The organism is Paenibacillus sp. O199 (assembly GCF_001636635.1).
In the GTDB taxonomy this organism is placed as follows: domain Bacteria; phylum Bacillota; class Bacilli; order Paenibacillales; family Paenibacillaceae; genus Paenibacillus; species Paenibacillus marchantiae.
This window is the reverse complement of sequence record NZ_LGRP01000045.1, coordinates 1-19,487: the sequence shown is the minus strand read 5'-3', so window position 1 is coordinate 19,487 and position 19,487 is coordinate 1. Positions and strand designations below refer to the sequence as shown.

General features: G+C 47.8%; 17 protein-coding genes. 7 read left to right on the top strand and 10 right to left on the bottom strand.

The window, feature by feature from the left end; all coding sequences use genetic code 11:
* Positions 1-35 precede the first annotated feature (35 nt).
* Both A6049_RS29640 and A6049_RS29635 read right to left on the bottom strand, forming a co-directional pair.
* Positions 36-959 carry a carbohydrate ABC transporter permease gene (locus A6049_RS29640; RefSeq protein ID WP_063568019.1) on the bottom strand — a complete coding sequence of 308 codons (924 nt, stop codon included), beginning with the start codon at positions 957-959 and terminating at the stop codon, positions 36-38.
* A gap of 55 nt (positions 960-1,014) precedes the next feature.
* Positions 1,015-2,367: an ABC transporter substrate-binding protein gene (locus A6049_RS29635; protein WP_063568018.1), complete on the bottom strand. Its 1,353-nt coding sequence runs from the start codon at positions 2,365-2,367 to the stop codon at positions 1,015-1,017.
* Between the two features lie 361 nt (positions 2,368-2,728).
* Here A6049_RS29635 and A6049_RS29630 point away from each other — a divergent pair, with 361 nt between their 5' ends.
* Both A6049_RS29630 and murQ read left to right on the top strand, forming a co-directional pair.
* Positions 2,729-3,691 carry an N-acetylglucosamine kinase gene (locus A6049_RS29630; protein WP_063568017.1) on the top strand — a complete coding sequence of 321 codons (963 nt, stop codon included), beginning with the start codon at positions 2,729-2,731 and terminating at the stop codon, positions 3,689-3,691.
* A gap of 22 nt (positions 3,692-3,713) precedes the next feature.
* Positions 3,714-4,619 (top strand): N-acetylmuramic acid 6-phosphate etherase, encoded by a 906-nt coding sequence (murQ, locus tag A6049_RS29625; RefSeq protein WP_063568016.1) that lies wholly within the window; start codon positions 3,714-3,716, stop codon positions 4,617-4,619.
* Positions 4,620-4,767: 148 nt separating this feature from the next.
* Here murQ and A6049_RS29620 read toward each other — a convergent pair whose 3' ends face one another.
* Positions 4,768-5,607 carry a MurR/RpiR family transcriptional regulator gene (locus tag A6049_RS29620; RefSeq protein WP_063568033.1) on the bottom strand — a complete coding sequence of 280 codons (840 nt, stop codon included), beginning with the start codon at positions 5,605-5,607 and terminating at the stop codon, positions 4,768-4,770.
* Positions 5,608-5,730: 123 nt separating this feature from the next.
* The gene (locus tag A6049_RS29615) at positions 5,731-6,960 is read right to left on the bottom strand and encodes an anhydro-N-acetylmuramic acid kinase (RefSeq protein ID WP_063568015.1); all 1,230 of its coding nucleotides are present in this window, start codon (positions 6,958-6,960) and stop codon (positions 5,731-5,733) included.
* A gap of 296 nt (positions 6,961-7,256) precedes the next feature.
* Here A6049_RS29615 and A6049_RS29610 point away from each other — a divergent pair, with 296 nt between their 5' ends.
* Genes A6049_RS29610 through A6049_RS29600 form a run of 3 tightly spaced genes read left to right on the top strand, consistent with a single transcriptional unit; the run spans position 7,257 to position 10,123 of the window.
* Positions 7,257-8,081 (top strand): hypothetical protein, encoded by an 825-nt coding sequence (locus A6049_RS29610; protein WP_063568014.1) that lies wholly within the window; start codon positions 7,257-7,259, stop codon positions 8,079-8,081.
* A 24-nt stretch (positions 8,082-8,105) separates the two neighbouring features.
* Positions 8,106-9,527 carry an N-acetylmuramoyl-L-alanine amidase family protein gene (locus A6049_RS29605; RefSeq protein ID WP_063568013.1) on the top strand — a complete coding sequence of 474 codons (1,422 nt, stop codon included), beginning with the start codon at positions 8,106-8,108 and terminating at the stop codon, positions 9,525-9,527.
* Positions 9,528-9,568: 41 nt separating this feature from the next.
* Entirely contained in the window at positions 9,569-10,123 is a 555-nt protein-coding gene (locus A6049_RS29600) for a GerMN domain-containing protein (RefSeq protein ID WP_095206256.1), read from the top strand.
* A gap of 170 nt (positions 10,124-10,293) precedes the next feature.
* On the opposite strand, the gene A6049_RS29595 is transcribed toward A6049_RS29600, so the two are convergent.
* The 4 genes from A6049_RS29595 to A6049_RS29580 all read right to left on the bottom strand — a co-directional run bounded on the left by A6049_RS29595 (position 10,294) and on the right by A6049_RS29580 (position 15,799).
* A complete protein-coding gene (locus A6049_RS29595; RefSeq protein WP_063568012.1) occupies positions 10,294-11,856 on the bottom strand; it encodes an MBL fold metallo-hydrolase in 1,563 nt (520 codons plus the stop codon).
* Positions 11,853-13,538: an ABC transporter permease gene (locus A6049_RS29590; RefSeq protein ID WP_063568011.1), complete on the bottom strand. Its 1,686-nt coding sequence runs from the start codon at positions 13,536-13,538 to the stop codon at positions 11,853-11,855. The genes A6049_RS29595 and A6049_RS29590 overlap by 4 nt, the downstream gene beginning before the upstream one ends.
* A gap of 90 nt (positions 13,539-13,628) precedes the next feature.
* Positions 13,629-14,705, bottom strand: coding sequence for an ABC transporter substrate-binding protein (locus tag A6049_RS29585; RefSeq protein WP_063568010.1), 1,077 nt, complete (start codon positions 14,703-14,705; stop codon positions 13,629-13,631).
* Positions 14,706-14,782: 77 nt separating this feature from the next.
* On the bottom strand, positions 14,783-15,799 hold the full coding sequence (locus tag A6049_RS29580) for an ABC transporter ATP-binding protein (RefSeq protein WP_063568031.1): 1,017 nt from the start codon (positions 15,797-15,799) through the stop codon (positions 14,783-14,785).
* Positions 15,800-15,969: 170 nt separating this feature from the next.
* On the opposite strand from A6049_RS29580, the gene A6049_RS29575 reads away from it, so the two are divergent.
* On the top strand, positions 15,970-16,878 hold the full coding sequence (locus tag A6049_RS29575) for a LysR family transcriptional regulator (protein ID WP_079695908.1): 909 nt from the start codon (positions 15,970-15,972) through the stop codon (positions 16,876-16,878).
* A 144-nt stretch (positions 16,879-17,022) separates the two neighbouring features.
* Positions 17,023-17,883, top strand: a complete 861-nt coding sequence (locus A6049_RS29570; RefSeq protein ID WP_095206255.1) for a CYTH domain-containing protein — start codon at positions 17,023-17,025, stop codon at positions 17,881-17,883.
* 155 nt (positions 17,884-18,038) lie between these two features.
* On the opposite strand, the gene A6049_RS29565 is transcribed toward A6049_RS29570, so the two are convergent.
* Both A6049_RS29565 and A6049_RS29560 read right to left on the bottom strand, forming a co-directional pair.
* Complete coding sequence (locus A6049_RS29565) at positions 18,039-18,644, bottom strand: short chain dehydrogenase (RefSeq protein ID WP_063568009.1); 606 nt, start codon at positions 18,642-18,644, stop codon at positions 18,039-18,041.
* Between the two features lie 86 nt (positions 18,645-18,730).
* Positions 18,731-19,369 (bottom strand): pentapeptide repeat-containing protein, encoded by a 639-nt coding sequence (locus tag A6049_RS29560; protein ID WP_063568008.1) that lies wholly within the window; start codon positions 19,367-19,369, stop codon positions 18,731-18,733.
* Positions 19,370-19,487: the final 118 nt, after the last annotated feature.

The window sequence follows — 19,487 nt, the reverse complement described above, 5'->3', positions numbered from 1 at the left end:
CAACGTGCTCTAATAGTACGTGTTTTGAACTACCTCTAATACTCAATATCGCTGGAGAAATATTTGAACTGGATGACGGAGATAACAATGATGATAATCGCCAGTACGAACGACTGTGCAGAAGCCAATCCGAACTCATAGAACTTGAATGCCGTCTCATAGATCAGATAAGCGATCGTTGTTGTCGCAAAGTTCGGTCCACCCTGTGTCATCAGATATACCGATATGAACACCTGGAAAGACGTGATCACACCTGTCACGAGCAGATACAGCGTCGTTGGTTTGAGGAGCGGCCATGTAATCTTGCTGAACTGGGTCCAGCCGCTGGCATGATCAATATCCGCCGCTTCGTACAGTGATTTTGGAATACCGCCCATGGCTGCCAGATATAGAATAATGCCCGCTCCGTGCGATCCGAGCCAGTTCATCAGAATGAGTGAAAAGAGTGCCGTTCCCGATTGGCCCAGCCAGATCACCGGATCAAGGCCTAACAGGCCAAGGAAGCGGTTCAGCAGTCCCGAATCTGTCGGGTCAAAGATCGCCAGCCATACGATGGAGATGGTTACTCCGGATGCTACCGCAGGCAGGTACAATGTTGCTTTGAAGAACGTCTGCCACTTGCTTTTCATCTGGTAGATGAAGTAGGACAGTACAAAAGTAATGAGAATATTGACCGGTACCGTACCTACAGTAAAGATGAGTGTATTTTTAATCGACTTCCAGAACGTCTCATCTTTCACCAGTCGCTCGTAGTTATCCAATCCAACCCACGTCGAGTTCATAATGTTGTATTTCTGGAAGCTCATCACGAGAGCCGTCAGAACGGGATACAGTGTGAAAATGAGAAACAGCAGGACAGGCGCCAAAATAAACAAATACGCCCACCCGTAGTCTCGCCAAAACCGGGCAACCCGGGAAGTCCGGGGCACAGACGGTTTTGGCGCAAGGGCGGTCTGCATGGCGAATCCTCCTCTCCTAATCAGTGTAGTTTTGCGTTATGTTGTATGGTCCGAGTTATTGTCCAAACATCTGCTGGCCTTTGTTCTTGAAGTCTTCTGCGATCTGCTCCGGTGTCTTCTCACCCGAGAACAGCGCCTGAATGTTAGGCTTCACAACTTGTTCCTTGAATTGTTTTTGCTGTGATGCTTTGTCGATATCCAGTTCCAGTACAACCGGCATAGCGATATTCTCTGCCATGACTTTTGCAGCAGCCAGATTATCCGGTTGACCAAGTTCTTTTCCTTTAAACAGATCCACCTGGGATTGTCTTACGAATGGAAGCGCCAGTTCATTGGCCGAGTTCCCTGCTTTGGCACCACTGAGTGCCTCCATAACCAGGAACGTATTTTTAGCATGCTGTTCACCTTTGTCCTTCTTCTGTTTGAAGGCTACATACCCTTCGCCACCCATCGTTGTTGCCGCAGGTTGATCATCATTATGCGGTACAGGCAGCAGGACAAAATCAATTTTCTCCCCTTGTACCTTGCCGTCATCAATATCCTTGTTGCGGTTCTGAATCATCACATCATAATAAGGAATCGCTTTGGAGATGATCGCCGTTTCACCCGCGTAGAACATATCCGTCCGTTTTGCTGGAGCAAGAGCAGCCGTTTCTTTCGGCAAATAACCTTGATCCATCAGATTTTTGATAAAAGAGAGAGTATCCAGAATGCGACCATCATTCCATTGGAATGTGCCAGCTTTATCGAGAACGTCAATCATGCCGTTGTTTCGGGACAACATTTCAATGAAATCAAGCGAGGTTCCGTCGGTAACCAGTGCATATTGTTTAGCCCCACCATCCAGCGTTTTGGTCAGCTTGGCTGCGGCAGCGTTGAATTCGGACCAGGTCCAGCCATTTTGCTGAATGGATTTCCAGTCAATACCCGCTTCCTCGAGAATGCGTTTGTTGCCACCCCATGCCCATTGGAATTGATACAACGGCATTCCGTACTGTTTCCCTTGGATCTGGCCTAATTCAAGCGTACCTGGCAGATAGTCATCCTTGATCTCAGGTGTCAGGTAGTTGTCCAGCTCAAGTGCCAATCCCGTATTCACATATGTGCCGTCTACACTATGAAAGTAAAGATCCGGCGGGTTGCCCGCGTTCAGAGCGACATCGAATTTTTTGGGCCCTTCCGCCCAGGAGAGCATCTCCGTCTTCACGGTAATGTTCGGGTGTTCTTTATTGAAATCAACGATCAGATCCTTCAGTTCATCTTCATATGTCCCATGTACTGGATAAGTCCATACGGTCACCGTATCTTCCGCATTGGGATCATCTGAAGCAGCACCCCCGCTATTCCCGCAGGCAGTAACCCAGACCATCATCAACAACATTGCCCATACCAGACCCTTCTTTTTCATCCCTTCATCTCCTTCGCGTGTCGTCTCCCGATAATTGCATTGCCTAACCATGCTACCCCTTTTGAAATCATCCATCCTTAAACGACTTAACAGATTATTGAGCGTGGCAGTAAGGAAAATGCACCTCCCTTATGGATTAGACCTGAACGTACGCAGGATTAATCTCTTAAATGCAATATTAACGTCAACTTAGTTAACATTAACAGTATTAATTCCTTCCAAAATTGTAGATTGAGTTCATTATATGAGCTATGAAATAAAAATTCAACATTATTTTTTATTATAAAATTTAATTTTACTTTTTCATTTTATGCCTCTATACTATGTAAAAAGAAAACTCAAGCAATCGAGGTGAGCCACTTTGCGAGTATATGTAGGCGTAGATGGAGGCGGTACCAATACTGATGCAGCAATCATTTCTGAGTTTGGCGAAATTCTCGCCCGGCTCAGCGGCGGTCCCACAAATCCTCACAGCGTACCACTGGAACAGGCCCTTTCCGAACTGCAACGAGTGCTGGAACAGCTATTTAATCTAAAAAGTGATTTATCGACAAATTGTGAAGGTATATGCCTCGGCATGTCAGGTGTAGATACGATCCAAGAACGGCAACTTATAGCCGACGCAGTTAATAACTATATGAAGAGTCGGAATCGACAGGGATCAGAAGGGTGTCCAGTCTGGGTTGTATCCGAAGGAGAGATTGCTCTGATGGCCTCTCTCGGACATACTCACGGTGTATTGTGCATCTCTGGAACAGGGTCCATCGTGTACGGTTTTACGCTGGAAGGAGAGCGATACCGTGCAGGAGGCTGGGGTCATCTGCTCGGAGATGAGGGGAGCGGCTATCGTATTGGGCAGCGTGCACTCCAAGTGGTAATGCAGAGCTATGACGGTGTTCTTCCTCCAACCCGTTTAACCCCGCTTCTTCTAAGGAAACTGAACCTTCGGGATATATCGGAGTTAAAGGCACGGGTGTACCAGACGGATTGGGGCAAAACCGAGACCGCATCCATCGCCCGTCTGGCTATAGAGGCTGCTGAATCCGGGGATGAGGCCGCCCGGGCACTGATCATCGATGAGGCCGCACAATTGGCGGATACCGCCAAGGCGCTGATTGCCCGTCATCCCGAATTTGCATCCACTCAGGTTGTCCTGTCTGGATCATTGTTTCGATACGCTGCACTTTTCCGAACTACATTTATCCAGAAGTTATCGGGATATTATGAAGAGTTGGACTTTGTATATCGTGAAGATGCCCCTGCTCCAGCGATTGGTGCAGCACAACTGGCAAGAATACGCTGTTCCTTGAATGAATCATTTTAAAAGAGAGAAGGAGGCCATACGGATGAATCACATGCTGAACTCACTACTAACGGAACAACCCAATCCACTAACGGATCATATAGATGAATTGCCTTCGGCAGAAATTATGGAGCTAATTAATAAGGAAGATCAACGGATTGCGGAGCTCATTCAGCCCCTGATTCCGGTCATTGCTCAAGCGGCGGACCTGATTTTGAAGGCCTTTCAATCTGGCGGCAGGCTATTTTATGTAGGCGCAGGTACAAGTGGACGATTGGGAATACTCGACGCTTCGGAATGCCCGCCTACCTACGGAACCCCTCCCTCTATGGTGCAGGGTATTATCGCAGGGGGATTTCGGGCAGTGAAGGACCCGGTTGAAGGTGCTGAGGATAGCGAGGAATTGGGAGCCGCAGACCTTGATGAACATGGAATAGACGAAAACGATGTCGTGGTTGGCATTGCAGCCAGTGGCCGGACGCCGTATGTGCTGGGTGCGATGAGACACGCCAAGGAGATCGGAGCTACTGTAATCAGCCTGAGTAACAACGCAGGTACGCCGATGACCCTTTTGGCTGATGTGAGCATCGAGGCTGTTGTCGGCCCAGAGGTTGTCATGGGTTCAACACGTATGAAGGCCGGCAGCGCCCAGAAAATGATTCTGAACATGCTCACCACTACTGCCATGATTCGTCTGGGCAAGGTTTACCGTAATTTCATGGTCGATCTGAACCCTTCGAATGAAAAACTTGTCCATCGGGCCAAACGCATGATCCATCTGGCAACCGGAGCGAACGAAGCGGACATTGAACAGGTTTTTGCCGGTGCAGACGGTCATGTAAAAACAGCAATCGTCATGCTGATGGCAGGCGTGGACGCCGTGGAAGCTCAGCGAAGACTGGATCTGGCTGACGGATTTGTCCGCGCCGCCATTGTGGGTCCTTCCTGAGCCGTACAGAAGTATTCCTAGAGGTTGAAAGAGAAGAGCCCGACATTAGTCTGGGCTCTTTTTTTAATTTTTTTATACTAAAAGCGAATATAATCCGTCAAAAAAATCCCCTTCTGTATAAACAGAAAGGGATTCATATGGTTCTACTTCACTTATGCTCCAGAATAGCCTGCCGGCTCTTCTCCAAATATTCCACCGACTGGTTGTAGTCGCGGCTGGCAATCGCCAGATACAAAATGTCGATCACGTTCAGCTGTGCGATGCGTGACGAAGTTGCTCCGCTCCGGATATCGCTTTCGGTGGAAGTAATCATCAGGGGTACATCCGCCAAACTGCTGAGCGTATTGCTCCCCCACTTGGTAATGCTAATCGTTGCAGCGCCGCCTTCACGAGCATGCTTCAGACAGGAGATCACGTTCGAAGTCTCCCCTGAATACGAGATACATACCACCGCATCATCTTCGCGAAGCGTCGTTGCGGACGAAATCTGCATATGCGGATCGGCGAACGAAAAGCTTGTGCGATTGATTCGCATGAACTTGTAGTGTGCATCCAGCGCAATCAGGTTGGAGGCCCCCACCCCGTAGAAAAAGATCCGGTTCGCCCGATGAAGAATATCCACTGCCCGCTCCACCAGACGCGGGTCCAAAATATGAACGGTATCCTTCACCGACTGAATATTGTTTGCGGACACATGCTGAATAATGCTCTCCATGGAGTCCTGGGGACGAATCTCCGTATATTGGTATTGCTCACCTGTCTGCAAATCTCCGGCAATCTTCAGCTTCAGCTCCTGGAAACCCGTTACACCCAGTGATTTGCAGAGACGGATAATGGCAGCCGGGCTGCCACCGCTCCGTTCAGACAGCTGTGCCACCGAGGACTGAACCGTCTCTTGGGGATGATCGAGAATGTAAGCACCGATCTTCCGTTCCGACGGAGTCAAGTCATCCATTAATGCGCGTAAACGTACAAGTCCACCTTTCATGCCTTCCATCCGCTCCTCCTTTCCGTACTGCCTTCATGTACAAGCATTTTATCCTATAATTCCAATAGAGTCTAATTGATTAAACGCCCTTGCTTATTCAACTCATTCAAAAGCCATGCTGCACTACAGTGTCAGGTTGCCCGATATTACGGCGTGTTTCGCGCCGGTTACTGCCGGGAGCGTGTTGGTTCTACCCATGAGTGCCTCATGGCCAAGGAGGGCAAATCCAATCGCTTCACGGGCATCATCTGGTATACCATAGTCCGCTGTTCGCTCCAAACGGATACCTTCCGGGAGTCTCTGACGGATCATCTCCATTAACGTGGCATTGGAAGTGCCACCACCGCAGGCGAGCATGGCCGATATGTGCACCTTGGGCAGGATAAAATCCTTCACTGCACACACGATCGTCTCCGCGGTCAGACAAGTGGCGGTAGCCAGCGTATCCTCCAGGGATAAAGAACGCGCAGCGGCCATCTCCATCAAGCGTACTGCATATGCTGCACCGTACACTTCACGTCCGGTACTCTTGGGAGGCAGCCTTTTGAAATAGGTATCGTCCAAACACAGATCCACCAGATCCTGATCAAACTTTCCTTGTGCGGCGATGCTTCCATTTGGATCATAGTGCTGCCGCCCACCAGTCGCCTGGCGTACGATCGCGTCCATCACCATATTGCCAGGTCCCGTATCAAAAGCCGAAATGCCTTCATTAGAAGACGCTGATGGCAGCACCGTAACGTTGCCAATACCACCGATATTTTGCACCAGACGTCCTTCCTCCGGACTGCGGAACATCAACGCATCGGCATAAGGGGTAAGTGGCGCTCCCTCCCCGCCAGCCGCCATATCCCGTGCCCGCAAATTGCCGATCACTGGCAGGCCCGTTCGTTCACGTACAACGGCGCTTTCGCCAATCTGCAACGTGGACACTACTGGAAGACTCTCGCCTGCTGGTCCTGGAAAAGCCGAGGCTACTGGTGCATGCCATACAGTCTGTCCGTGCATGCTGATCGCATCCACCTGACCGGATGAGATTCCTGAGGAGCGAATAATCTCTCTGACACTGTGAGCATACCACTCCGATACGCCAAAATGTGCAGCCGTCAGCTCATCCACACGTGCCGTCTCTGGTGAACATAGTCGAATCAGCACTTCTCTCAATTCATTGGAGTACGGTACGCAGACGAAGTCAACCAGATCGATCTTTTGCAATGCCCCGCTTTCATCTGTGAGAATACGCACCAATGCCGCATCCGTCCCGTCGAGGGACGTGCCTGACATCAGTCCAATGATGTAATGCTCCCGTTTCAAGCGATATTGCTCCCACATCGGATAGCTGCCTGTATCCATCCATTCACAACCTCCCGCCAGCCCCGATGAACACGTCATCCTGCCATAATTTCACCCAGTATATGATATAAAATTTCACAAGTCAAATATTTTATGAAATTTAATTACACTCTTCCAACCATAGCGACTCTTTGTCCGAAATGGAATGCTCACAAGATGCTTCTATAAATAAAAATAGATAAATAACGATCAAAAAAGAAACATTTTTACAATTTTACCGTTTATATAACGAAGGTATATTTTGGAATCGAAATGTTGAGGATTATAAGCTGTCACCTGCGGAAGGAGATACTCAGATGAACAACGCTGCTATTTGGTTTTCAACTGTGCTATTACTGGGGGGATTGACGACTACATCGTCATTCATAGTTGGTACCAGACCAGCCACACCAGAACGAATTTCACAACGTTCCGTTGATGCGACTTCTGTAACTCCTTCCATCTATTCAAGCGTCGCACCTTTTAAAAAGAACAACAGTACCAACAAAATCATCTTGAAAGGAGGAAATATTACTTTAACCGCTACTACAGTGAAGTTGGAAGGTATGCCCACATTTGAACAAAACGTAATTCAATCCATTGTCGTCACCAAGGGGAGCCAGAAATATACGATTGAAACGAGTGATTTGGAGGACAATTGGCTCGATATCACAAGTGTTGTTGCCTCTAACTCCAATACATGGCTTGCTATACACGCAGAACGTAGCTCAGGAAACACTCTGATGCTGCTTAACCTTCAAACGGGTGAAGTGACGGAATTAAATGACCGATTGAAAAAAGCAGGCAAGAAAAACATAGAAACGATTGCCGACTATAACTGGGCACCCAACGAAGATCAGATAGCCTTCTCTTACGGAGATCCCTCCAAAAGCTCAATAGCCATCTACAATGTTCAGAAAGAGAGCTTTGTATACCTACCAAGGGCAACCAATTATATTAGTACCAATCTGATTTTGTGGCAAAAAAACGGAAAAATGCTAGATTACATCAGTGAGTACCCGTCTGATCAAATGATACTTTATAGGTATAGCATAGAGAGTAACAAGGTGAAGCCTGTTAAGAAAATCAGCCGTAATGAGTTTGCCGAATGGTTTAAGCTGGATAAGTATTCCATACAGTAACGATCTAAATAGTAGAGGTGCATAATGAAAAAATCGATTTTACTCCTGTTTTTGAGTCTGTTCTTGCTGGTTGTACTCCCTCATCAGGGAAATGCGGCTGCAAGCACGTCGAAAATCTTCTTGGACGGCGAAGAATTAATCCTCCCAAGTGACGTTCAGGTGACCATCGTGAATAAGAATGTTATGATTCCGATTCGTGTCGTTGCCGAAAATTTGAAATTCAAAGTGGATTGGAATCAAAATACACGTAATGTAAAGATCCAGCAAAATGACAAGACGATTTCTTTAACCGTTGATCAAAAGCAAGCCATGGTCGATGACAAGCAAGTTACCCTGAACACAGCTCCACTCATTTTAAATAACACCATGGTGGTACCCATTCGATTTGTCAGTGAACAAATGGGACTCAACGTGAAATGGAACAACAAGGAGAAGATTGTATACTTAATCAACACCGCCACCAGTAAAGAGCCCAATGTTGAGCCGGGCAACGGTTCAGGAAACGGTAACCCAGCATCGCTAACACATGTTACCGATATCCAATTTGCCAACAATCAGCTCGTCGTGTCTATGGATGGTGAATCCAAACCAGTGATGACGACTTTGAAGAATCCCGATCGTCTGGTCGTGGATCTGCCCGGAGCAGTGTTTGGTGATCTATCGCAACCTTTGAATCAAAACATGAATGGTAAATTGGATGTGGACGCATACCCCAATGTAACGGAAGTTAGATATTCTCTTTTTAAACAAGACCCTGGTCAAGTTCGAATTGTCGTTGAATTGAATCAGGTGAAGGATGTACAGTACAGCCAGAACATCATTGCCGATAAACTAATTATCGATCTAAATGTTTCGGGAGATAACGTCACACCCGTTCCTGTAACTCCTGTAGGCGATTCAGGACGCAAGGTTGTTGTCATCGACCCAGGCCATGGGGGTAAAGATCCAGGTTCAACCAGCATCACCAACAAACCCGAGAAAGAATATAATCTGGCATTGGCTCTCAAAGTACAAGCACTGCTTCTCAATGAGCCGGATATCGAATTGGTGATGACTCGTGACGGTGATACTTATCCCACTCGCCCGGAGCGTGTTCGGCTCGCTAATCAATTAAACGCGGATGTTTTTGTATCTATCCATGGCAATAATGTGGAGTCCTCACCCCAGGCGACAGGTACAGAGACGTTCTACTATCAACGCAGCAGCAGCAAGGAATTAGCCAATATCATTCATCAACGTTTGGTTAAAGCCATGGGGCTCAAAGACCGTGGTGTGAAAAATGGCAACTTGGAAGTGATCAGAGATACGACCATGGCTGCAGTACTTTTGGAAGTGGGATTCCTGAGTAATGTTATAGATGAAGAACTGATGTCGTCCGATGTCGTTCAGATGAAAGCCGCGCAAGCGATAGCAGATGGGATTAAGGAATATCTGGGTATAAATTAAATAATAAAACATAATGAAAATATGCTGGAGGATGTGATCCATTGAAAACGAAATTGGGATGTGCACTCGTCTTATCCTTCTTAATGATAGTTGGCATTGGTTGTGCTCAGAAGCCAGTCAGTGAATCCGGATCGGCCGAACCTGCTGTTCAGGGAGGACATTCACCAAACCCATCCGAAACAGAGGTGGATCTGGGCTCAATGAACACAAAAGCGGTTGATGTGTATTTCGCAGATGCCCAGGTACTGGAACTTGAGAAAAAAGAGCAGGAAATTGAATACAAGGACGATTCCGAGAAATACAAAAAAACATTTGAAGCTTTACAAAAAAATACCGATTCGGAGCTCGTATCCCTCTGGGAAAAAGTCGAATTGCTCTCCCTACAGTACGGTGAGGGCAAAGTCACTTTGGATGTTCATATTCCGGATGAGGCCAAATTGGGAACCAGTGGCGAGCTGCTTGCATTGGATGCACTGACCCAGACGATGTTTCAATACGATGAAGTAGAAAGTATCGATATCCTGGTGGACGGTGAAGCCCTCGATAGCTTGATGGGCCATTCAGAGCTGGAGCATCCTATTCAGCGCGAGCCCTAATCTAATTTTAAAAGACAGCGGATGATTTCCAGATGATTCTCCCCTTGAATCATCTCCCATGCATGATGAGAAGCATAACTTCTCATCATGCTTTTTTTTATTAAAAATCCACATTCAAAAAGACGTCCCCAGGGACGCCCTACATAGATCCAATCTTTATCCAATTCAACTTACAGATACAGCTCATCTCCAGGAGATAGCGAATGCAAAATCCCTTTCCCCGAGACCGATTTTTCTCTGAGCAAGCCTTCTCTCAGTTTATCCGTCTCTGCCCGATCCGCATGCACAAGTACCGTATGCCTCGCAGGAACCTGATGCAGCATTCTCTCAACATCCTTCCAACCCTGATGCACCTTATAACGAATTTTCCGTACCTCGCACGCTCCGTGTTTTGCAGGATTCTGCAACAGCCTGTAAGCAAAGGTGCCGGCAGAGACATGCCCAGTGAGCAGTACCAGATTATGTTCATCGTCCGCAAACTGGCTATAGTACCAGCGAGCAAGAGAGGACTGCATCATTCCGTCCGGAATGAACCACAAAGAGGCAGCATGTTGATGCAGTAGCCGCTCTCGATTTTCCTTTGTTACAGGCATTTCCCAACCATAACCCCTCAAAAAACGCTCAATTGCTTCCTTTACAGAGCCCGATATGTGTTCTTCCTCTTCCTTTAGCCAATATGGAGCACGTAAAAGCTGCTTCAGACCGTCCACCAGCCCTTGTTCCACTACAATTGGAACGTCCGGGAACTGCTGCTGTGCCCACAGCATGATTTCCTGACCACGACCCACTGAGGGCATAGGCATTAGCACCTTTCCACCCCGGGCAATGGTCTCATGAATGGCCTGCTCCAGCTGTTCCAGCTTGTTGGCCTGCGTATCGCGATCTGTTCCATAGGCAGCATCCATAATCACCAAATCGAGCATGCCGGATGAAGATGCTTGGTTCATTTCGACTCCCTTGGATACGGCATAGGAATCCCCTTGCTCCACAGTTCTCCCTGCTGATACATGGGATCGTAATACCCCTTCGGATGCAGCAAAGGGGAGAGTCTGGGACGCGGATGGCTCTCCTGCCAAGACATGCCCACCATTCACGGCGGTTCGTATATCCGTTTTCCAACGTTGACTAACCGGAGTATCGAATCCACGCTTGTTACGTGGTAACTTTGCCTGCCAAAGCGTATCCGCTGGACAATCCTCCTGCAAAAGCATGGATTCGGAGGTGTAATCACCGGAATAGAATATCCGCTTATCCTCGATTTCCAGCCCGAACCATACCGATCCTGCAAGATGTCCACTGCGCCCCCACACCACCGAAACGCCAGGGACCATTTCAAACCAGGTTCCACCTTCGGCTTCGTCCTCCAGAAATCGGTAGCGAATCAATTGTTCATCGCCTTCTTCGTATGGAAGGGCGTGTCCTGCCCTCTCCATATTTCTTCGCCAAGCTCTGAAGTAAGTGTCCAATTGCTCTCTGGTTTCCCGCGTCGTCCATACTTCACCCTGATACCCCAATCTATAAAGTAATGGAATAGCGACAGAATGATCCTCATGGGCGTGAGACAGCAAAACCACATCCAGCTCTTTGACGATTTCCGGTTCAATCAATGGATACTCGCCGGCTCCTTCTTTTTTCACGCCACAATCCAGCAAAAGTTGAACCCGGCTCCCTCTCAGGAGATAGGCAGAGCGCCCGTGTTCCCCGGCGCCGCCCCATACCTTCAGTTTGATCATGATGCATTCCACTTTCTCTTCGAATTCAGAACTTCAATGCCGAGCAACATCAGTACCGTCATAACGACAGTAACCACGGCCATCGCCATTCCCAATGAAACCTGACCTTGTTCAAATTGAGCAAAAATATACGTAGCTGATGTCTGCATCGATGGAGGCAAAATCAACAGTGATCCCACCAACTCCCGGGTGGCAATAGTGAATGTCATCATCCACCCGGCCAACATGCCGGGAATGATCAGTGGTAGAAGAATGCGCCGCAGAATATACAACGGTCTTCCGCCAAAGACCTGACCCGCCTGGAACAACGTACCGTCTATCTGGGTGAAGCTTGATTTGACATACTGCACCGTGTACGGCAGGAAGAGCACCACATACGTCAGAACAACCATTCCGTACGAGTTGTACAGGGTGAACGGCATCCATGGTGAATTCCAGAACAGGATGAGACCCACCACCATGACAATGCCAGGTACCGTATTCGGCAGCAGACTGAACAGGTCAATGACACGCTGCATAAAGGAAGACGATTTACCAATCGTCAATGCAAAACCTGTACCGATAATAACCGCAACCGTTGAAGCTGCTAGTGACAGCCCTAGACTGTTCCCGATTGCTTTCATACTGACCGATCCCCAGGACAGCAATTCCCGGTAATGATCCAGCGTCAGATTGTCGAAGGACAATCCCGCGCCGCGCAGCTTCATGGTCGAAGCAGCAATAATGGAGAAATACGGAATGCCCACCGAGAGAATCAGCAGCAACGCGAGATACAACCCGCACAACCAACCCGCTCCGCCGCGTAGGGAGTATCGTTTGGATCGCTGCCCTTTGCCCCCTACCAGACGGTACGTGAACTTCCGACTCATGGCAGACTGCATGTACCACATCACCAGACAGACCGACAGCAGCACCGATGCAAGCGAGGTTGCCTTGCCAAAATCAATCGGCCAACTGGAGATATACTTGTGAATCTCAGATGTCATGACATAATAACCGATACGGCGCCCGAAGGTGGCCGGTGTTCCGAATTCCGCAATCGTTTTGACAAAGACGAGCATGATCCCCATGCCATAGGAAGACAACAGCAGTGGCAAAATAATGCGTCTGAATCGGTATCCCGCACGTCCCCCGTGCACCGCTCCCGCTTCTTCCAGGTTGCCTCCAATGCGAATGATGGCATCCCGAAGCAACAGATATAGGAAAGGGAACAGATGTAGGCTCATAATGAGCACCATGCCCCAGAAGCTGAAGAACAACTCACTCCAGCTCGCAGCGGAGGGCACCCATTGCTGCAGGTATCCCCCTTTTTGCATAAACAGAATCCATCCCATGGAGCCGATATACGGCGGGGTCATGAACGGAATCATCAGGATTACGTCCACCCAGCGATGCTGACCCATGCGGGTCTTCGCCATCATCCAGGCCAGTGGCAATGCCAGCAGCGTTGTTACAGCTACCACGCAGATCCCCAGCCAGACGGAATTCAGCAACACCCCGGATAAATGCTGCCCGGTAATGGTCCGAATCGGAGCCATCCAATCCCACTGCCCGTCTGGATACACACTTTCCCAGAAAATCAGCAAGAGCGGTACACCAATGCTTATCGTCAGCAGAAAGAGGGCCAGAATCACGCCCACTCTCCGAAAAATACGGTTGTTGTCTATTACACCAGGTTTCACTACGATTTCACCTCACATGACTTCCACAAAACAATCGTCTCTTCACTCTAGTTGCTCTAGTTACTCAATCGTTAGGTCATAACACTATTCTTATTTAAAAGTCTCGGAGAAACGTGCCGCTGTCTCATCTCCGTGTTCACTCATCCAGTTCCAATCCACTTTAAGCTGCGGGATATCTTTCAGATTTGCCCGGTTAGTCGCCTCGATGTCTTCACGACCCGGAATCAGGTAAGCATCTGCAACGAGCTTTTGTGCCTCATCAGACAACAGGTAGTCGATAAACGCCTTGGCATTCTCCACATTCTGACTCGATTTCAGAATCGCTGCCGGTCTTGGACTGATTACAGTCCCTTCCTCTGGATATACGATGTCCAGCGGTTCACCTTTGGCTTTGGAGGAATACGCCATGTAGTCCACACCTGCTGCTACGATGCTCTTCGCTCCAGTAATAACCGGGTCAAGTGCTTCCTGATTCGCTCCTGCCATCGCAACACCATTCGCTTTGTAGCTTTCCAGCAAGTCCCAGCCCTTATCTCCATTCACACTCAGGTATCCCGTAATGAAGTCCAGTGCAGAACCGGACAGTGTAGGATCAGGAATGTTCACAACATCTTTCCAGGCGGGTGTTGCCAGCTCAGCCCAACTGGTTGGTGGCGTGGACACCAGCTTCGTATTGTAGACAATTCCAAGTGCCGAAGCACTGGAGCTAAAATAGTTGCCATCGGCATCTGACCAATCCTTGTTCAGCTTGTCTGCATTCTCCGCATCAGGATATGGGAGTGTCAGACCATCCGCTTTCAGCGCTTGTGCCGAAGGCAGGGAAGCCAGGATAACCACGTCCGCTACCGGATTAGATTTTTCAGCTTCCATGCGAGCCAGAATTTTGCCTGTCGTACCCTGGAACATCTCCACTTCAATGCCCGTCTTGGCTGTAAATCCGCTGATGATGTTATCCGCCAGCTTCTGAGGTCCTGCACTGTACAATACCAGCTTACCGCCGGCTGGTTTTGTTGTTTCCACTGATGCAGTAGCCGTACTGCCTTCCCCAGCAGCTTGACCCGCATTCCCGGTAGTTGAATTACCTGTGCTGCATCCGAACAAACTGATACTCATTACCGCTGATAATAATAGCATTGCGCTTCTTTTTCGTGTTTTCATACCCAACATTTTCATTCCATCTCCCTTGGTTTCTGATTATATTAGTATTCAAGTTTCTGCAAACTCACGCTGTATGCTCATCATGATCAGTTGGCTGCTGCGATGAACTCTCTAGGCTTCACATTCGGAGTGTCTTGTCCGTTCATTCGGCAAATCCGCTCCGGGGCTACATATAGCTGAACCTTCTCTCCTACGCGTACTCTTCGATCCAGATAGGCTGTCCATACACCCAGTCCCTCCATCTGCACCCGAATTTCATAACGCTCTCCTACATAACTGACACTGAGCACTATCGCCTGATAACACAGATCGTCATGACCTGTTTTGCTCCAGGAGACATGTTCCGGTCTCACCATGGACTGATTAGGCGTAAGCCAGTTAGACTTTCCGATAAACGAAGCAACAAAAGGATCGCTTGGCGATGCGTAGATCGTTTCCGGGGTTCCCATTTGCAATATCCGCCCCTTCTCCATCACCACAATCTCATCCGACATCGACATCGCCTCAACCTGATCATGGGTGACGTACAGCGCTGTCAATCCCATATCCCGTACCAATGACATCATCTCAATTCGCATCTCTTCCCGCAGCACGGCATCCAGTGCACTTAGTGGCTCATCGAACAGGATAATCCCCGGTCTTACTGCTACCGCTCTGGCAAAAGCAACCCGTTGCTGCTGTCCTCCCGACAGCTGATGAGGATAACGATCCTCCATGCCTTGCAGGCGAACCATGCTTAGTGCTTCGGTCACCTTCTGGCGCAGATCCGATTTTTGCTTTCCGGCTTTCAAGCCGAACGCCACATTTTCGTATACTGTCATATGCGGCCATAATGCAAAATCCTGAAACACCATGCCCAGATTACGCTTATGTGTCGGTACATCTATTCGCTTCGTCGCCGAGTAGAAACTCTTGCCATCCGCGACGATTTCTCCCGCATCCGGTTGCTCCAGCCCCGCCAGCATGCGCAGCAACGTCGTTTTACCACAGCCGGATGGGCCGAGCAGCGTCGTAAACTGTCCATGCTGAAGTGTTAAATCCGTGGGCAGCAGCGCGGGAGTACGATTGAATGATTTTTGAATTCCCCTAATTTCCATTTTCATAAGCATCCCTGCCTGTCTTCTTGTACTGTTCTCAGTCTAACGTCCGCTTTCGCGAGTTGTATGTTAGAAATGTAAAATTGGAATTAACTTTTTAGATGAATTCTGTTGATCTTCATAGATTAAATCTATATAAGGTGATTAAAAGTTACCTGAGAGGAGTGTTGAGTTCGTTGAACCTGATTAAACTGCAAATTGTTGAACTCATTGATAAGCATCATCATATGACCAGCGTGGCCGAGCTTCTCGGCATCAAGCAGCCTACTGTTACCTTTCATATGAAGTCTCTGGAGGAAGAGATGGGGGTGCGATTATTCGAATCGCGTAGTGGAAAGACATTTCTCACCGAGGCTGGACAAGCCCTTTTACACTATTCCGTCAAAATCAATGCCCTGACCCAGGAGGCGCGCAGAGTAGTACAGGAATATGACAGCCTCTATCGGGGCACCCTGCACATTGGAGCGAGCTATGTACCAGCCACGTATCTGCTGCCACCTATTTTGAATACATTTTCTCAGGAATTCCCAGGTATTCGAATTATGTTATCGGTCAAACCTTCACCCGTTATCCGCGAAATGTTGATCCGTCACCAGATTGATCTGGGTGTAATCTCTTCCGAACCGTTTGTAGGGCCGGTGCTGCAAGCAGAGACGTTGTGTGAAGACGATCTGGTATTAATCTGCTCACCACAACATGCCTTGGCTCAGAGGGATGTGCTGAAACCTGAGCATATGGCACAGGTTCCTTTTGCACTGCATGGGGATGAATCCAGCACTCGCCGTTTAACCAACCAATGGCTGGAGCAACATGATATTCGTCTGCGGAGCACCGTTGAGATGGACTCTCTGGAAGCGATCAAGCAGTTGGTTCTACTCGGCGGTCATATCTCGTTCATGTCACGAATGGCCGTACAGTGGGAAGAGCAGCATGGACTGATCAAGGTCCTCCCCATTCCGGGGGAGCAGGCTCCGCGGCATATTTACACCGTCCACAACAAAGATCGTCATCCTTCCGTCCAGGTCAACCGCTTCAAGGAAGTACTGCGGGACATGAGCCACAGCATCTCTCTTTTTAATTCATGATCCCGCTATCCCATATAAACTATCGCTTGGCATTCATCAAATCTATGCAGGGTTAACGCAACGAGCCCTTCCATTTAATCGCTTTCACATACTCGGACGATAAAGTGGGTCTGTACGTTAATCCAGCCTAGGGAGTGATTGGTTTTGAAAAAATGGAAAAAGGTAACCGCCTCATTCATGCTGAGCATCGTGACATTGGGAAGTGGACTGACGTTTCTGGAAGCACCACAGGCCTCAGCAGCAGCCAACGCCGTTCCTGCTTATGAAGTGAAGTTCCTGGCTAAGCCGGAGCTGGTTTTGAACACAGATGGGACACCACGCAGTGAAGTCATTCAGACACTTGGCTTGAACTCCACAGCAAGAAACATTAGTGCAGAGTATTTCGACACTAACGCACTCAATCTGAATCAAGCAGGATGGGATGTCCGTTTTCGGAAGAAGGATGACAAGAACAATTATGAACTGACTTATAAAAAGCGCTATCCTGTCATCAATGGTGATGTTAATGCGGCGTTGACTCTGGCTAACCAAGAGGGATTTAATGCGTCAGATGATAACTACGAGGCTGAAATTGACTGGGGATATGGCAAACAAACATTAAGCTTCTCCAACACGAAAAAGGTGGATACCAACGCTACAGGCGTACAACTTCCATCACAGCAGGAAGCCTTGAGCATGTTATTGGACAAGCTGCCTGGCAAATTAAAAAACTGGTCCTCCTCCAACTGGGGTAAACAACAACTCACGGCATCCCGTGCCTACGGCCCGGTAACGTTCCAACGTTATGAAGGCACATGGAATGGACAGGAACTCACCCTTGAAGTATGGCCAATTCGCAACGCAGCAGGCACAGGTGTAGAGAATATCGTTGAGATCTCGTTCAAAACAGCAGATTCTACAGAAGTTTCTGGACTGCGTACTCAACTGATGCAAGTCCTAGCAAACAAAAACTGGCTCATTCCTGCCGATGGCCTGAAAACTCAGCTCATCTTGGAAAGATACTAATTGGTTGTAGCTGCCCATACCGTATCGCTTAAACATACAATGATATGTTTGGTTTATCTGCCCATTCAAGCCTACATCCATTTTCATCCAAAACAAAAGGAAAGGAGATCAACAGGAACATTCTGTTGATCTCCTTTATTTAATATTCCTTACAGTTAATATATTTTAAAGTTCTGGGCTGTTTCGATACCAAGTGCACTCTGGATAAACGTATTGGCGACCCGCTCCACAGGAACCGGATTAAATCCAATAAACACACCCTTATATTTCTCTGCGGATTCAACAAACAGGTTAGGACTAACCGAATTCAGACGTATACCTCGCGGCAACTCATACGCTGCTGCTTTGGCAAACGAATCAATTGCACCGTTGACCATAGCACTGGATGCGCCTTTCAGAATGGGATGGTCCTGTATAATGCCGCTGACCAGCGTAAAGCTTCCCTTATCGTTGATGTAGTGCTGCCCAATCAAGACGATGTTCACTTGACCGAGTAATTTCCCCTGCACACTAATCATGTTGTTCTCAGGAGTCAGCTCCTCCAACTTCGCATAATGGGTCTGGCCTGCTGCAACAATGACATAATCAATATTAGTTACCGTTTCAAAGAGGGATGTAATACTCTCAGTCGAGGTCATATCTACATGGTAATCCCCGGATTGCCTGCCAGCTGTAATGACTTCAACGGAATATTCCTGAAGCTTCGCAACAACAGCCTTGCCTAATGTTCCATTTCCTCCAATAACCAGAGCCCTTTTCATAATCCGCCTCCTTTTTATCAGTGAAAGCATGATTTGTACATTCATTGATCTCTTCATTTAAACAAAGATCACTCGCATAATCAAACTTACTTCACAATTAAGCCTAATAATCCAACAAAAGAGGCAGCCTGAGCATCAGAGATGATGCATCCGATCAGGTCCTCAATATCCACGTGTAACCTTTCAAAGCTACAGTCACTAAGGTCCACTCCCTTAAGCTTAACCCCAGACAAAAGAGCTTGATCTATATTGCATTCAGAAAACTCCAGTTTTTGAGCTGTAGCTTGAAAGAAATCGCCACTAACCAGAGAACATTCCGTGTACTTCACCTGTTTAAACTTGGAAAATCGAAATAAAGAAAGGTCAGCTACACAGCCCTGAAAGGTTACATTTTGGAGCCTGCTATTCGAAAACTTAGTACCAAGCAATTTACAGTTTCTAAATTCTGTCCGGTGTAGGAAAGAACCGTTAAAGTCCATATTGGACAAATCACATTTATCAAAAATCACATCAGTAAGCTCAACTTCGGGGAGAGAGGACTGGCTGAAGATCACGTTCTCAAAGACCACTTTATCGAATGAAACCCTGCTGGCGCTCTGATTCTCAATAGAGATATTGGTAAATCGTCCATGTTTGATTTCTTCTTTACTCTCCCATGCTTCTAAAGTTAACGATAAGTCCTCGAGTTCCAGGGGAATCTTTGGCGTTTCTATTTTATTTTTCATAAGTCCTCCCACTATTTTCTTATTTAAGATTACTATATCAAAAAGAGCCCTTGCAATAAGCAAGAGCTCTCTTTGATGTTACCATGAAGCGGGTGATGGGAATCGAACCCACGCTATT

Coding starts and splice junctions, on each gene's coding strand:
- A6049_RS29640 (WP_063568019.1), bottom strand. CDS start 959: ATGCAGACCGCCCTTGCGCCAAAACCGTCTGTGCCCCGGACTTCCCGG.
- A6049_RS29595 (WP_063568012.1), bottom strand. CDS start 11,856: ATGATCAAACTGAAGGTATGGGGCGGCGCCGGGGAACACGGGCGCTCT.
- murQ (WP_063568016.1), top strand. CDS start 3,714: ATGAATCACATGCTGAACTCACTACTAACGGAACAACCCAATCCACTA.
- A6049_RS29560 (WP_063568008.1), bottom strand. CDS start 19,369: ATGAAAAATAAAATAGAAACGCCAAAGATTCCCCTGGAACTCGAGGAC.
- A6049_RS29565 (WP_063568009.1), bottom strand. CDS start 18,644: ATGAAAAGGGCTCTGGTTATTGGAGGAAATGGAACATTAGGCAAGGCT.
- A6049_RS29620 (WP_063568033.1), bottom strand. CDS start 5,607: ATGAAAGGTGGACTTGTACGTTTACGCGCATTAATGGATGACTTGACT.
- A6049_RS29635 (WP_063568018.1), bottom strand. CDS start 2,367: ATGAAAAAGAAGGGTCTGGTATGGGCAATGTTGTTGATGATGGTCTGG.
- A6049_RS29585 (WP_063568010.1), bottom strand. CDS start 14,705: ATGTTGGGTATGAAAACACGAAAAAGAAGCGCAATGCTATTATTATCA.
- A6049_RS29615 (WP_063568015.1), bottom strand. CDS start 6,960: ATGGATACAGGCAGCTATCCGATGTGGGAGCAATATCGCTTGAAACGG.
- A6049_RS29610 (WP_063568014.1), top strand. CDS start 7,257: ATGAACAACGCTGCTATTTGGTTTTCAACTGTGCTATTACTGGGGGGA.
- A6049_RS29605 (WP_063568013.1), top strand. CDS start 8,106: ATGAAAAAATCGATTTTACTCCTGTTTTTGAGTCTGTTCTTGCTGGTT.
- A6049_RS29580 (WP_063568031.1), bottom strand. CDS start 15,799: ATGAAAATGGAAATTAGGGGAATTCAAAAATCATTCAATCGTACTCCC.